The sequence below is a fragment of the Microbulbifer sp. genome (assembly GCF_036563125.1).
Lineage (GTDB): Bacteria > Pseudomonadota > Gammaproteobacteria > Pseudomonadales > Cellvibrionaceae > Microbulbifer.
This window is the reverse complement of sequence record NZ_DATCMV010000066.1, coordinates 1-14729: the sequence shown is the minus strand read 5'-3', so window position 1 is coordinate 14729 and position 14729 is coordinate 1. Positions and strand designations below refer to the sequence as shown.

Genomic DNA, 14729 nt, shown 5'->3' with positions numbered 1-14729 from the left:
GCAGCACCTTTGGCCAGCGCCGCCTGCACCACCTCGCGGGGATACACACTCGCCGCGTTCAGCGTGCCCTCAAACAATTCCTCATAGGCAATCACCCGGTGCTGGCTGTCCAGAAACAGGCAGCAGAACACCTCCCGGGTGCGGTGGCGAAGCTGTGCGGCCAGATAGTCACGCACCGCCTGGGGACTGGTCAGCGCATCCGAGCGCTTGAGACTCTCCGCGAGATGGCGGCGCCCCATCTCCAGTACCGCCTGCAACTGCACAAACTTGGCGTCTCCAAGCCCCTTGCCGGTACAGAACGCCGTGCGATCCGCCTGCAGCAATGGCCGGAGCCCACCAAAGTCCGTCAGCAACTGCCGCGCCAGGTCCACCGCCGACACCCCCGGCAACCCTGTGCGCAAAAAAATTGCCAGCAGCTCCGCGTCCGACAGCGCCTGCGCGCCCCTCGCCAGCAACTTTTCCCGCGGGCGCTCCTCCGCCGGCCAGTCCGTAATCGCCATCATCCCCTCCCTGGATACATTTATTGCTCACTTCCATTGCGAGCCGACTGCGCAGCCAACGGGCCATATGGCCTGGCGCGCTAAGATGGTAATCTTACGTGTTCTCAGAGTTCCGGAACCACAGAATATGCCCTCTCTGGCCGATAAACGGATACTGCTTGGCGTTACCGGCGGCATTGCCGCCTACAAAAGCGCCGACCTGGTACGCAGGCTCCAGGATCGCGGCGCCACCGTGCGCGTGGTCATGACAGCTGGCGCCCAGGAGTTCGTGCGTCCGCTCACCTTCCAGGCGCTCTCCGGCAACCCGGTGCACACCGACCTGCTGGACCCCGCCGCCGAGGCCGCCATGGGGCATATCGAACTGGCCAAGTGGGCCGATGTGATTCTCATTGCCCCCGCCAGCGCCAGCGTAATGGCAAAGCTCGCCGCGGGTATTGCCGACGATCTGCTCACCACCCTGTGCCTGGCCAGCAAAGCACCGGTGGTACTCGCCCCGGCCATGAACCAGGCCATGTGGCGCCACCCGGCCACCCTGGCCAATGTGCAGACACTGCAGAACCGCGGCGTCGCCCTGCTCGGCCCCGATGCCGGCAGCCAGGCCTGCGGCGATGTCGGCCCCGGGCGCATGCTGGAGCCGTTGGCAATCGTCGATGGACTGGTGGAGTTTCTCGCCCCGGAACAGCTGCTCGCCGGCAAAAAAGTCACCATCACCGCCGGCCCCACCCGCGAGGCCCTGGACCCGGTGCGCTACCTCAGCAATCACAGCTCGGGAAAGATGGGCTTTGCCATCGCTGCCGCTGCCGCCCGTGCCGGCGCCGAGGTCACCCTGATTGCAGGCCCGGTGCGCTTGGCCACCCCGGCCGGGGTAAAGCGCGTGGATGTGGTCAGCACCGATGACATGCTCGCCGCCGCGGAACAGGCGGCCGACGACTGCGACCTGTTTATCGCCGCTGCGGCGGTGGTGGATTTCCGCCCGGCCGTGGTGGCCGCGCAAAAGATAAAGAAGGAAGACGGCAACGACAGCGACGTGCTGCAGCTGGTAAAGAACCCCGACATCGTCGCCACCATCGCCGCCCGCAGCGACAATCGCCCATTTGTGGTGGGCTTTGCCGCGGAGACTGAAAAAGTCACCGAGCACGCCGAGAGCAAGCTCGCGCGCAAGAATCTCGACATGATTGTGGCCAACGATGTGAGCGACCCGGAAGGGGGCTTCAACAGCGACCGCAATGCCGTGATAGTGATCGACCGCAGTGGCCAGCAGCCGCTGCCGGCGGCGCTGAAAACCGAACTCGCCGCGGAGCTGATTACGCTGATCGCGGCCAGGGCGTTCCCGAAGTAAAAAAATAAACGCTGTAAAAACAACAACACACAAGATTCAGTAGTTACTGAACCGGTCAGGGTGCTGGTCTGGGAAGACTGGGGAGACGTAAAACCGTCGTGGCTTCAATTATTCAATCTGCAAAAAAACCGCTGTGGCACAGCGGCCTGACGCTACCCGCGCTGCTTGTAGCAGCCGTGTGGCTGGGCGGCAGCCATCTGCTGATGACCAAGGTGGTCGAAGGGCACAACGCCGATAGCGTGCACCGCGCCGCACAACAGGTGGCCGACGGCCATGCGCTGCAGCTGCAGCAGTTTTTCGCCCAGCGCCAGCAGCAACTGCGCGGCCTGAAGCCGCAGCGGAAATCCAGCACCAGTACCGGTGCCGGTGCCGCCGAACTCAGCCAGGCATCGCTGCAGTTTTTTACCCCGGACCAACTGCACGTGGGCGCAGGCCGGCCGCCGCTCAACTTTGCCCTGGTGGACCTGCTGAAGCGCAGCCGCGAAGACGGTGAGCAGAAGCCGGAATTCCTGCGCGACAATGATAACCGCTGGCAGCTCTACAGCGCCCGTGCCGAAGCGGACGGCGCCCTGCTGGTGAGCCAGCCATTCGGCGTGTTCGAGCGTACCCTCAGCCAACTGGACCAGAGCGCCGGCGGCATCCAGATCAGCCAGCAGTTCCCCGACGGCCCGGCGCGGCCGCTGTGGAACTCTCCCACCCGGGCCGGTGACGCCCAGACCGGCAACAACCGCGCGGCCAGCGCCGCAGTGCCCGGAACCTATCTGCAGGTCGCTTTTACCCCGTCGCCCAAGTTTGCCGCCGACCACAGTATTTCCGCCGGCCTGATTTACGGCCTGGCATTGCTGGGCCTGCTGGGCAGCCTGTTCGGATTGTGGAAACTGATGCCCGCCGAAGGCAGTGCGGCGCCGTGGGAGAAATCCGCCCGCGACAATCGCGCATCAGCGAGGAAAGGGCTGCGCAAGGAAGATCTGCAGAAAGCGCCAATTGCCAGAGAAAATATCAGCACCGCGGTGGCGGCAGCCCCCGCGCCGGCGCCGGCGGCACCACAGAAGCCGGATCGCGGCGAGCTGATGCGCACCCCGAGCACAGAAATCCCCGCCCACGTATTCCGCGCCTACGACATTCGCGGTATCGCCGGTGACGAGATCAACGAACCCTTCGCCTACCAGCTGGGCCGGGCACTGGGCAGCATTGCGCTGCAATCCGGCGAAAGCGTGCTGCTGATTGGCCGCGACGGACGCAATAGCAGTGAACTGCTGCGGGACTGCCTGATCGAGGGGATTCTGGAAAGCGGCTGCGACACCGTGGATCTCGGCCTGGTGCCGTCACCACTGCTCTACTTTGCCTGCGCCCGCAGCAAGAACGCCAGCAGCGGCGTGATGGTGACCGCGAGCCACAACCCGGCAGACTACAACGGCTTCAAGATTGTGATGAACGGCCGCCCGCTGGCCGAGGAAAAGCTGCAGGCACTGCGCCAGCTGATGCTTTCCGGGCAGTTTGCCTGCGGTCAGGGCAGCCACAACTTCCAGGACGTGAACAGCCTGTACATCGACGAAATCTTTAACGACGTGGCGCTGGCCGGCCAACCCCATATCGTTATCGACGCCGGCAACGGCGCCACCTCGGAGCTGGCGCCCGAGCTGTTCGAACAACTGGGTTGCCGGGTGGAAGCCCTCTACTGCGAAGTGGATGGGGATTTCCCCAACCACCCGCCAGACCCATCCCGCCCGGAAAACCTGCGCGATCTGATCCAGGTGGTGAAAGCCGAGGGCGCCGATGTCGGCATCGCCCTCGACGGCGATGGCGACCGCGTTACCCTGGTAACCGGCAGCGGCCGTATCGTGTGGGCGGACCAGCTGGTGATGCTGCTGGCGCGCGATATTCTCGCGCGCAACCCGGGCTCGGATATCGTGTTCGATGTGAAGAGCTCGCGTGCGCTCGCCAACCTCGTCTCCCAGTACGGCGGTCGCCCGGTGATGTGGAAAACCGGCCACGCGCCGATGAAGACCAAGATACTGGAAACCGGCGCACTGCTCGGCGGCGAGCTCTCCGGGCACATCTTCATCAGGGACCGCTGGTACGGGTTTGACGACGGTATCTACGCCGCCGCGCGCATCCTCGAGATCATGGCGCTGCGCGAGCAGAGCCTGGATGAACTGCTCGATTCGCTGCCGCAGATGGTCAACACGCCGGAAATTCTGTTGCCGGTAGCGGAAAGTGCTAAATTTGCGCTCATCGACCGCCTGCGCAAAGAAGCCAGATTCGACAACGCCGACCTCAACACCATCGACGGCCTGCGTATAGAATTCGCCGATGGCTGGGGACTGGTGCGCGCCTCCAATACCACCGCCGCACTGACCCTGCGTTTTGAGGCCGACGACGAGGCCGCGCTCACGCGCATCCGCGCACTGGTCGCCGAACAACTCCACAAACTCGATCCCGCCCTGGTGCTTCCCTAGGTACCGTCACAGGTACCTGGCGAAGTGCTCCCGGGCTGATCCTCCCGCTCATGCAGTAAGGAAAACGCTATGTCTCTGGATCAGAAATCCGCCCTGCGCGTCGCACAGGTGCTCAACGAAGCGCTGCCCTATATCCAGCGCTTTATCGGCAAGACCGTGGTGGTCAAGTTCGGCGGCAACGCCATGGTGGACGAGGAGCTGCAGAACAGCTTCGCCCGCGATGTGATCCTGATGAAACTGGTGGGCATGAATCCGGTGGTGGTGCACGGCGGCGGCCCGCAGATCGGCGACCTGCTGAACAAGCTCAGCATCGAGTCCCGCTTCGTCGACGGCATGCGCGTTACCGACAGCCAGACCATGGATGTGGTGGAAATGGTGCTGGGCGGCACCGTGAACAAGCAGATCGTCAACCTGATCAACAAAAACGGCGGCCGCGCCGTGGGTGTAACCGGCAAAGACGGCCTGCTGATCCGCGCCAAAAAACTGCGCCGCCAGGAAGAGAGCGCCGGCCTGCACGCCTCCGAAATCATCGATATCGGCCACGTGGGCGAAGTGGAGAGCGTGAACACCGACGTGATCGAGATGCTGATCAACAGCGATTTCATTCCGGTGATTGCCCCCATTGGCGTGGGTAAAGAGGGCGAGTCCTACAACATCAACGCCGACCTGGTGGCAGGCAAGATCGCCGAGTACCTGAAGGCGGAAAAACTGATGCTGCTCACCAACGTGGCGGGCCTGCAGAACAAGGAAGGCAAGGTACTCACCGGACTCTCCACCCTGGAAGTGGACGGCCTGATTGCCGACGGCACCATCTACGGGGGCATGCTGCCGAAGATCGCCTGCGCGCTCGATGCGGTAAAGGGTGGCGTGACCTCCGCACACATCATCGACGGCCGCGTACCCCACGCCGTGCTGCTGGAGATCTTCACCGACAGCGGTGTCGGCACCCTGATCACCAACACCAAGCTGGCCTCGTAAACACCGGCATTCCACGTGACTTTTGTCACATTCCCGCTGTTAACGGTCACTAACAATTGATGCCGTGGCGCCGAATCGTTACGATTCTGGCGCCGGTTAACAGGCTTTCAGCAAATTCCAGCGGGCTTCTGACACCCCACAACCGAGAATCGCTGCCGAGCCAACCAACGAGAACAAAACCGGCACAACAACAAAATCAGTTCCCGGCTGAATATTCCGGGTAAAGGCAGTAAATGAGCAGCGAAAAAATCAATCGGCGCCAGCAGATACTGCAGGCGCTGGCCCATATGCTTGAAGCCAGCCCCGGCGCCCGTATCACCACCGCGGCACTCGCCAAGGAAGTGGGTTTCTCAGAAGCGGCGCTCTACCGTCACTTCCCTAGCAAATCCAAGATGTTTGAAGGGCTGATCGAGTTTATCGAAGAGACCATCTTCAGCCGTATCAAGATCATCCTGCAGGACGAGCCCACCGCGCTGGTCCGCTGCCAGAAGATCCTGCACCTGGTGCTGGCCTTCTGCGAACGCAACCCCGGTATCACCCGCCTGCTCACCGGCGACGCTCTTACCGGTGAAACCGAGCGCCTGCACAGCCGCATCCTGCAACTGTTCGATCGCCTGGAGACCCAGCTCAAGCAGATCCTGCGCGAAGCGGAACTGCGCGAACAACTGCGCCCCGCCATCCCGCTCACCGCCGCCGCTAACCTGCTGCTGGCCAGCGCCGAAGGCCGTATCGTCCAGTACGTGCGCAGCGGCTTCAAGCGCCGTCCCACCGAGTTCTGGGCAGAGCAGTGGCCGGTACTGGTTGCCGGTTTCTTCAGGGAGAGCGCGCTGGCCGCGCAGAACTGAAGGGCCCAAACTCAACCCTGAGCCCAAAATAGTTGGCTTAAATGCCAGCTCGACAGAGTCCAAGATTCTGGTTTTGGGCCCCTTTCCTCGGTACGGCTGACCCATTGTCAGTATGACCAACGCCATAAGCCTCTCCGTCGCACTACTTGCTCGCGGAGAGATTCCACCCGTTTCCCGAGCAATTGCGCACATTGATCAGAACAAGGGGCGCAAAATGACGCCATATCGCTTTTTTATGTTCCGCGACTAAGCTGAAAGCAGACGCGAAATCGCGCCATCCCCAATGATACCGGCTGTTTCGAAATGTCCGGCTGGCCAATTTACCGACGGGACGCATGCGGCTGCTAGCGAGACTACGGGAAATGGGCAACTCGAGGTTTAACGGTCGATGCTCAAACCGATAATTCGAAAGATCTACGGACGCGTGTTTGCCGTTCTGTTCGCCCTTGTATCGCTCGGCATCGTTCTGGGCACATTTGCGGAGGCCATCAACCAAATCCTTGTTTCAGAGGATTTATTTACTGCCCCGACAATTTCTCAAATTTTTATCAGAACCGTCAGCAACTTGGTCGTCGCCCTGACAATCTTCGAACTTGCGATCGTCATCGACACGGAGTTCTCTTCCCGAAGCCTGATCGACGAATTCCCGGAAGAGGGAATCCGACACGCCCTACCCAGGTTTATCGGCACCATCGCCTGCGCGCTCACGCTGGAAGGGCTGGTGCTGATCATCAAATACAATTCGGAGGGACATTTTGACAAAATTTTGATAGCCATCGCCGTCACCTTGAGCGGGGCCATCCTGCTTGGGATCCTCGCGTTATCGCTCAAGCTGCACCCGGCTTCACGGGTGGATACACCTGCCGCACCAGAAATCGGTGAGCGTTGAATGTTCCACCAGCTTTTTTCCACCCCTAATGGAACCGTGGATGGCTCAGCGGGATGAGGGTGCGAACGCGGCTTGGGAGATCGGAAACGACAGGCAGCACCTTGAGGCTGACGCCCTAATGCTTTGCCCGGGCACGAAGCCGGCTTATTTACCGGCTATTTCCTGATAGCGGCTTGCCGCTTCGTCAAACTCGCTGTTGATTGTCAGCGCTTCCTTTTCTCGCAACGACAATCGCTCGCTGACCACTGCAACTTCCTTGCGCAGGTTCGCGATCCGCGCCAGCAGCTCCGGCGACACAGCGCCGCCATTGCGCTGGGTGCGCGCGGCCGCCGATTCTTCGCTCTCGATCTGGCGGTTCAGGGAGGACATGTTGGAGCGCAGGATTGCCATATCCTGCTGCACGATGGCGAGCTTGCGCTTGCGCGCGGATTCGATGTCGGCGACGCTGTTGTAGCGCTTGAGCAGCTGCAGATCTATCGCTTGCTGGGCCTCACGGCGCTCCTTTTCCGCCAGCTGCTTGCCCGTGAGTTCAGGTTCCACCACTTCCAGCACCCGCCCGGAAGGTGTCAGCACCTCATAGCCTCCGGCCACATAGCGGGGAGGCACGGTGTCATCCAGCACCTGTACGCCGTGTTCGTTGGTATAGCGGTACAGCTTCATGCCGTCCCACCCCTGATTTGCAGCTCCGACATCCAGTGTCAGAAGGGCGCTGGTCAGTGCCAGCGCTAGTGCGGTTTTCACGCCTGCCTCTTTATTGTTTTATGCGCTCCATGCATTGCGCAAATTTCAGACAATGGCGACCATCCCTTGCGCCAGTTAAACCTATGACGGGTTGAGCGCCTTCTTCCTCAGAATCTAGCCCCTGGAACCCACGCCATAGCGCTGGCGGTAGTCGATGATCCGCTGCAGCAGCTCCTCGCTGGCAGCCTGATCCTTAAGATAGGAAATAATATCGTCAAGTTCCACAATGCCGATCACAGGAATGCCGTATTCCTTCTCCACCTGCTGGATCGCGGAGAGCTCGGACTCATCGCTGGCCTTTTCCTGGCGGTTCAGACCAATCACCACACCGGCGGGTTCTGCACCCTGGGCATTGATAATCTGCATCACCTCGCGCACTGCGGTGCCGGCGGTAATCACATCATCAATAATCAAAACCTTGCCTTTAAGCGGCGCACCCACTAAGGTTCCGCCCTCGCCGTGGTCCTTGGCCTCTTTCCGGTTGTAACAGAAGGGTTTATCTACGCCTTTCTGCGCCAGTGCCACCGCGGTCACCGCACCCAGCGGGATGCCCTTGTAGGCCGGCCCGAAAATGACATCAAACTCCACTCCAGAGGCAATAATCGCCTCCGCGTAGGCATTGCCCAGGGCGGCGAGTGCTGCACCGCTGTGGAAACGGCCGGCATTGAAGAAGTAAGGGCTCTGGCGCCCGGATTTCAACGTAAAATCCCCGAAACAGAGCACATCGTGCTCCAGGGCCAGTTCAATAAAGTCGCGCTGGTACTGCTGCATGGCAATTTGATAACTATTGGCTAAGGTGAAGGATAACCCCCTTGGATTGGGGGCGGCGATCATAGAATGTTCAGACGAATAACGACTGCAATTTTACACAGTCCGCTGGTAAGGGGCTAATAATGCGAATAGTGAGTTTGTCCGTGGACGGAGTGCACCAGGCTGCACAACGCGGGCTATACGACTGGCTGGCAGATCAGGACGCGGACATCATCTGTCTGCAGGATCTACGCTCACTGGAACCGGAACTGGATCATCCCATCTTTCATCCAGACGGTTACTACAGCTACTTCTTCGATTCCGGCACCCCCCACGAAAACGGCGTCGCTATCTATACCCGCGCTCAACCTAAAGCACTGATCTACGGCATGGGCTTTGCCAATGGCGTCGACATGTACGGCCGCTACCTGCAGGCCGACTTCGAGCGCCTGAGCGTCGGCTCACTGCTGGCCCCGGTGGCCACCGACGAAGCCTCGCTGGAAGTAAAGGTACAGTTTTTTGACGATATGCAGGCGCACCTGGCGAAGATCAGCCGCAAACGCCGCGACTTTATTTTCTGTGGCAACTGGGGCATGGCGCACCGCCGCGCCGATGTGGAGAACTGGCAGGACCACCAGGACACCCCCGGCTTCATGCGCCACGAACAACGCTGGCTCGACCAGCTGTTCAACGAGATCGGCTATGTCGACGCGTTCCGCAGGATCGTAAAGGATGCCGACGAATTCAGTTGGTGGCCGAGCGGCAAGGTGGGCGAGGGCGATGGCTGGCGCACCGATATGCAGATCGTCTCCCAGACCCTGAAAAACAAGATCGAGTACGGCGCCATCAACAAGAACGTCGAATTTTCCAGTCACCTGCCGGTGATCATGGATTACGACCTGGAAGTCTGATCGCCTGCATCACCATGAAAAAGGCGCACCGGTAAATTACCGCTGCGCCTTTTTAGTATCTGCGGGTTACCGAATCGCTAGTGAATCCGGGAATCCGTCAGCTTCACATCCGCATCCCGCCAGGCGCGCTTGAAGCGCGCATCGATCAGGTCGGCCTCGTCAGTTTTGTGTTGCGCGCGCAGCGCCTTGGCGAGACCAAACAGCGCCCAGCCATTGTCCGGGCGCCGCTGCAGGTCCTGCCAGTACACCGTCTCCGCCTCCCGCGGTTGTCCGGCCTCCAGTAAAACCGCACCCAGTGCCAGACGCGGCGGGTAATGCCATTCGGCGGGCTCGGTATACACCAGGCTGTCTTCCAACAGCACCGCCCGGTTCAGGTGATTGATTGCCGAATCGTAGTCTTTGCGCGCCGCCGCCAGCTCACCGGCGAGCACTTCCGGCGCAATGGAAAGAATCTGTTGGGCGCTGTTAGGCGAGAACATCGAATAGTCGAGCGCGGGGCTGGCGGCGATTTTCTGCACCTGTTCCAACTCCGCCTGTGCCTTGTCGAGTTGCCCCTTGCCGACAAACGCCAGGCCGCGGACATAGTGCCAGGCGCCGGTGAGGAATTGATCCTGCGGCGGCTGGGGCAGGGCCAACACCTGATCCCATTTGCCAAAGCGCGCCAGCGACCAGTAGGGAATCACCCGGAAACCGGCGAGTAGCGGCATTGCCGCCAGGCTCTCATCGCTGATCTGCTCCGCAGCCTTGTTGGCCGCCGCGATGGCCGCGGCACTGCGCCCGCTCGCGGTATTCGCAAACCACAGGAAGTGGATGTTGTGCGGGTAGTAGGCCATGGGATAGATGCCCTGGGCGCGACACTGGGCGATGTAGTCTTCGTCGGCGGCAATGGCGCGCTCATTGGTAGCCACCGAGTCCGCGTAACGCCCCACCCGCTGATAGATATGTGCGGGCATATGCACGATATGCCCGGCACCCGGCATCAGGTTTTTGAGCGTGTCCGCCGCCTTTTCCGCCCGCTCCGGCGTATCGGTCGGCTCGATCAGGTGAATGTACAGATGCAGCGCTCCCGGATGCTGCGGGTTTTTCGCCATGACGTTTTCCAACAGCGCAACTATCTGCTCGGTACCCTCATAGGGAGTGCCATCGCGCATCCAGTAGTTCCACGGCCGCAGGTCCATGATGGACTCCGCGTACAGGGTCGCAATGTCCAGATCCTCCGGATACTGCTCCGCCACCTTGCCCATGGCCGCCGCGTACGCCGCATCTGCCTGGCGGCGGTCGGTGGGATCGCCGGTATAGCGTTTTGTCAGCGCATTGATCAGCGCGCGCTCGCGCGCATTCACGCTTTTTTCCAGGGACTTCGCCTTCAGCACCAGCTCCCGCGCCTTCGGCTCCGCCTCCTGATCCATGGGCACGTTGATATTGGGACCCAGCACCAGCGCCTGGCCCCAGTAGGCCATGGCGCAATCCGGGTCCAGCCGTGCCGCTTCCCGGAACGAACGCCCGGCCTCTGCGTGGTTGAAGCCGTAGGCGAGATTAACCCCCTGATTGATGTACTGCTGCCCCTGTTCCGATGCGCAACTGACCGGGAAGGTATGTTTACCGAGATTTTGCAGGCGGGGTGCGAGACTGCCACTGGGTGAAGGTTTATCACCGCCCTCAGGCTCTTGATAGTGCTTGTGGTGGGTACCGGACTCCTGGCTGGATTCCGGACGGGCTTCTTGGGAGGCTTCCTGTGCAAACACGTGCGCACTGCTGATCAGCAGCACCGCAAGCACGGAAGCTCGGGCAATTTTATTCATCGGCTCTCTCACTATCCGTGTTATGGATTCTGGCGTTACGCCCCGGGGCACATTTCTGGCCCGGGACATAACCCTTGAGAGAAGCCTATGACATATCAGGCAATGCCCGGCCGTTCAAAGTGGCAAAACCTGCCTGATTTAGGGAGCTGGCGCGGGCGCGCCGGTTTAACCCAGCCTTGGCAGGCTTTCCCTCAATTAATCCGCCAGTGCTTTTTTCTGCAGTTCGATCAACTCGTTGATGCCCGCCTTGCCCAACGCCAGCATTTCCGCAAATTGCTGCTCGGTAAATGGTGCGCCTTCCGCGGTGCCCTGCACCTCGATCATGCCGCCGTCTTCCGCCATCACCAGATTCATGTCGGTGTCGGCGTTGCTGTCTTCCGGGTAGTCCAGATCCAGTACCGGCACCCCCTGGTAGATACCGACGGAAATCGCCGCCACCATGTTTTTCAGCGGGTCGGTGTCGATCATTTTCTCCCGCTGCATGTAGCGCAGCGCATCCACCAGCGCCACGCAGGCACCGGTGATGGATGCGGTGCGGGTACCGCCGTCTGCCTGGATCACATCGCAATCGATGGTGATCTGGTGTTCACCCAGTAGCTTCAGGTCCACCGCCGCGCGCAGGGAGCGACCGATGAGGCGCTGGATTTCCACAGTGCGGCCGCCCTGTTTGCCGCGGGCCGCCTCACGACCCATGCGGGAACCGGTGGAGCGGGGCAGCATGCCGTATTCCGCGGTAATCCAGCCGCTACCCTTGCCGCGCAGGAAACGCGGAATATCCGCCTCAACCGACGCATTGCAGAGCACCTTGGTATCGCCGAATTCCACCAGCACAGATCCCTCCGCGTGGCGGGTGTAGTGGCGGGTGATGCGCACATCGCGCAGTTGCTCTGGTTTGCGGCCGCTCGGTCGCTGCATATAACACCTCATGTTTTCTGGAATGGGATAACGGAATCCTTCACGGCCGGCCATTATAGCCAGCAAAACCGGCAATCACCCTGTGCTATGCTTTGCCGCTCTTTTTCTACCACCCAGCATTTCTGGAGCACGGCAGTATGGCCAACAACAAAGTGCGCAGCATGACCGCCTTCGGACGCGCGGAAGTCAATTACTCCACCGGCACCGCCGTGTGGGAGATGCGCTCGGTCAACCATCGCTACCTTGAGCCGCACTTCCGCCTGCCGGAAGCCGCACGCGCACTGGAACCCAAGCTGCGCGAACTGCTGCGCAACACCCTGAACCGCGGCAAGGTGGAGATGACCCTGAACCTGAAGGCCAGCAGCGGTGAAGTGGCCGGTTTACAGATCAATCAGGCGCTGGTTGACGAGCTGGTCAAGGCCGCGAAGCAGGTGGCACCGGAGAGCCAGCCGCTCAACCCGCTGGAAGTGTTGAAGTGGCCGGGGGTCATCGCCGAACCGGAAACCAATGCGGACGAACAGGCCAAAGCCATCCTAGACGGTTTCCAGCAGGCGCTGGCACAGGTGGTGGAAAACCGCGAGCGCGAGGGCGCGGAACTCGCCGGCTTTATCGAAGCGCGCATCAAAGGCATCAGTGAACAGGTCACCACCGTGCGCGCACTACTGCCGCAGATACTGCAAAACCAGCGGGAGAAACTGAAAACCCGTTTGCAGGAACTGCTGGAAGAACTCGACAAGGATCGCATCGAGCAGGAAATTGCACTGCTGGCACAAAAGGCCGATGTCGATGAAGAACTCGACCGCCTGGATGCCCACATCAACGAAACTCGCCGCGTGCTGAAAAATGGCGGCCCTATCGGCCGCCGCCTGGATTTCCTGATGCAGGAATTCAACCGCGAGGCGAATACGCTGTCGTCAAAAGCGGTGGTAACCGATACCACCCAGGCTGCGGTAGAGTTGAAGGTATTGATCGAACAGATGCGGGAGCAGGTCCAGAACATCGAGTAACGTACACAAGGACTGCGACCAGATGTACCGCGACGCGTCTACCAAACGAGCACTGTTGCTGGCCAAGCACTGGCCCGAGCCTGCCTCCACCGCTGCCGGGCGCCGCACACTGGATATCCTCGACCTGCTCGCCGAAGCGGGTTATGCGATAGAGATCGCAAGCCCGGCGCAGCCCACCCCATTTCAAGCCAAAACCGATTACGGCGAGCACCAGATCGAGGTCAATGACAGCGGCTTTGATGACTGGGTGCGCGCACTGAATCCGTCACTGGTGATCTACGATCGCTTCATGATGGAGGAGCAGTTTGGCTGGCGGGTGCGCGCGCAGTGCCCGCACGCAATCACGCTGCTCGACACCAGCGATTTTCACAGCCTGCGCGAGGCGCGGCACGAAGCGCTCAAAAGCGGCCAACCGCTAAACCTGTTTCACCCCATCGCCGAGCGCGAGGTCGCGGCGATGGCGCGCTGCGATCTCACCGTGATGATCTCGCGGGTAGAGGTGGAATTACTGAAACAGCATTTCTGCCTGCCCCACTGGCAACTGCACTACCTGCCGTTTCTGGTGAAGCAAATACCGGACCTGAAAACCCTGCCGGGCTTCGACGAACGCGAACACCTGGTGATGATCGGCGGCTTCAAGCACGCACCGAATCGCGACGCCACCATCTGGTTTGCCGAGCAGGTGTGGCCGCAGCTACACACATTGCTCCCCGGTGTGGAGTGCCATGTGTACGGCGCCTACTCAGATCACGCGATGCATCGACTCAGCGACCCGGCGACGGGGTTTCGGGTGCACGGGCGCACCGACGATGCGCTCGCCACCCTCGCGCGCTACCGACTGAACCTGGCACCACTGCGTTTCGGTGCCGGGCAAAAGGGCAAGATTCTCGACGGTTGGCTCAGCGGCACGCCGACGGTTACTACTCCCATCGGCGCCGAGTCCATGGCTCCTGTGGATGCCTGGGGGTATCTGCTGAGCGACGCCGCCGATCAGTTTGCCGCAACCGCGGCGCAGCTATATCAGAATGAAACCGCATGGCTCGGCGCGCGCGATGCCGGACAACAGGCGCTGGCATCTGAATTTTCCTACCAGCACCACGCCACCGCGTTTGTCGAGCGCCTCGAGAGCATCGCGGAAAACCTGCAAGAACATCGCAACCGCAATATCTGGGGGCGTATTTTGCAACGCACGGAACACCGCGCCGAGGAGTTTATGAGCCGCTGGATTGAGGCCAAAAACAAGTTGGCAGATAGGTAGGGTGCGCTTTTGTGTTGCGCACTAGTGACCCAGCGCGGCTCGCTATCCCGTTGGTAGCCAGACATTTCAATAACAAAAAGGCCGCAATAATTGCGGCCTTTTTTATTGCCAGGAACCATTTAACCCTGCTGCTGCGCTCGCTCCACATATTGTTGGTACGCGGGAATAGCAATGGCGGCCATCATGCCTATGTAGGCAACGCCAAGCACAATACTCAGCAAAAATGCCACGATGACCCCGGTGGAATTCCGGCTTACCCGCGGACCAAATCGGTTTGCCGCAGAATTACCCGGGAAAAACACCAAATAGATCAACAGCATAAGGTTCAGCAACGG

13 protein-coding genes and 1 pseudogene are annotated in these 14729 nt (G+C 60.7%); 8 read left to right on the top strand and 6 right to left on the bottom strand.

Translation table 11 applies throughout. From position 1 onward, the window contains the following. Positions 1–500, bottom strand: a 500-nt coding sequence (gene radC / locus VIL80_RS05390; RefSeq protein ID WP_332035123.1) for a RadC family protein, incomplete at its 3' end; no start/stop codon positions are given. 127 nt (positions 501–627) lie between these two features. Here radC and coaBC point away from each other — a divergent pair. The 5 genes from coaBC (at position 628) to VIL80_RS05365 (ending at position 7010) form a co-directional block, all read left to right on the top strand. Beyond that, complete coding sequence (coaBC, locus tag VIL80_RS05385) at positions 628–1839, top strand: bifunctional phosphopantothenoylcysteine decarboxylase/phosphopantothenate--cysteine ligase CoaBC (RefSeq protein WP_332035122.1); 1212 nt, start codon at positions 628–630, stop codon at positions 1837–1839. A gap of 98 nt (positions 1840–1937) precedes the next feature. Beyond that, positions 1938–4298 (top strand): phosphomannomutase/phosphoglucomutase, encoded by a 2361-nt coding sequence (locus VIL80_RS05380; RefSeq protein ID WP_332035121.1) that lies wholly within the window; start codon positions 1938–1940, stop codon positions 4296–4298. A gap of 69 nt (positions 4299–4367) precedes the next feature. Continuing rightward, positions 4368–5276, top strand: coding sequence for an acetylglutamate kinase (gene argB, locus VIL80_RS05375; RefSeq protein WP_332035120.1), 909 nt, complete (start codon positions 4368–4370; stop codon positions 5274–5276). Between the two features lie 233 nt (positions 5277–5509). Continuing rightward, a complete protein-coding gene (gene slmA, locus VIL80_RS05370; protein WP_318952555.1) occupies positions 5510–6121 on the top strand; it encodes a nucleoid occlusion factor SlmA in 612 nt (203 codons plus the stop codon). A gap of 388 nt (positions 6122–6509) precedes the next feature. Next, positions 6510–7010 carry a hypothetical protein gene (locus tag VIL80_RS05365; RefSeq protein WP_332035119.1) on the top strand — a complete coding sequence of 167 codons (501 nt, stop codon included), beginning with the start codon at positions 6510–6512 and terminating at the stop codon, positions 7008–7010. Positions 7011–7154: 144 nt separating this feature from the next. Here the strand turns inward: VIL80_RS05365 and VIL80_RS05360 are convergent, their stop codons facing one another. Both VIL80_RS05360 and pyrE read right to left on the bottom strand, forming a co-directional pair. Continuing rightward, complete coding sequence (locus tag VIL80_RS05360; protein ID WP_332035118.1) at positions 7155–7751, bottom strand: hypothetical protein; 597 nt, start codon at positions 7749–7751, stop codon at positions 7155–7157. A gap of 114 nt (positions 7752–7865) precedes the next feature. Further along, positions 7866–8522, bottom strand: a complete 657-nt coding sequence (gene pyrE / locus VIL80_RS05355) for an orotate phosphoribosyltransferase (RefSeq protein ID WP_332035117.1) — start codon at positions 8520–8522, stop codon at positions 7866–7868. A gap of 122 nt (positions 8523–8644) precedes the next feature. Here pyrE and VIL80_RS05350 point away from each other — a divergent pair, with 122 nt between their 5' ends. Continuing rightward, the gene (locus VIL80_RS05350) at positions 8645–9412 is read left to right on the top strand and encodes an exodeoxyribonuclease III (protein ID WP_318952552.1); all 768 of its coding nucleotides are present in this window, start codon (positions 8645–8647) and stop codon (positions 9410–9412) included. 77 nt (positions 9413–9489) lie between these two features. On the opposite strand, the gene VIL80_RS05345 is transcribed toward VIL80_RS05350, so the two are convergent. Together VIL80_RS05345 and rph are read right to left on the bottom strand one after the other, a co-directional pair. Continuing rightward, positions 9490–11214, bottom strand: a complete 1725-nt coding sequence (locus VIL80_RS05345) for a tetratricopeptide repeat protein (RefSeq protein ID WP_332035116.1) — start codon at positions 11212–11214, stop codon at positions 9490–9492. 195 nt (positions 11215–11409) lie between these two features. Continuing rightward, a complete protein-coding gene (gene rph / locus VIL80_RS05340) occupies positions 11410–12129 on the bottom strand; it encodes a ribonuclease PH (RefSeq protein ID WP_332035115.1) in 720 nt (239 codons plus the stop codon). A 137-nt stretch (positions 12130–12266) separates the two neighbouring features. Between rph and VIL80_RS05335 the strand changes: the two genes are divergently transcribed. Next, positions 12267–13136 carry a YicC/YloC family endoribonuclease gene (locus VIL80_RS05335; RefSeq protein WP_332035114.1) on the top strand — a complete coding sequence of 290 codons (870 nt, stop codon included), beginning with the start codon at positions 12267–12269 and terminating at the stop codon, positions 13134–13136. 22 nt (positions 13137–13158) lie between these two features. Then, positions 13159–14394: a glycosyltransferase gene (locus tag VIL80_RS05330; RefSeq protein ID WP_332035113.1), complete on the top strand. Its 1236-nt coding sequence runs from the start codon at positions 13159–13161 to the stop codon at positions 14392–14394. Between the two features lie 119 nt (positions 14395–14513). Here the strand turns inward: VIL80_RS05330 and VIL80_RS05325 are convergent. Continuing rightward, a pseudogene (locus VIL80_RS05325) lies at positions 14514–14729 on the bottom strand (hypothetical protein); the annotation flags it as partial.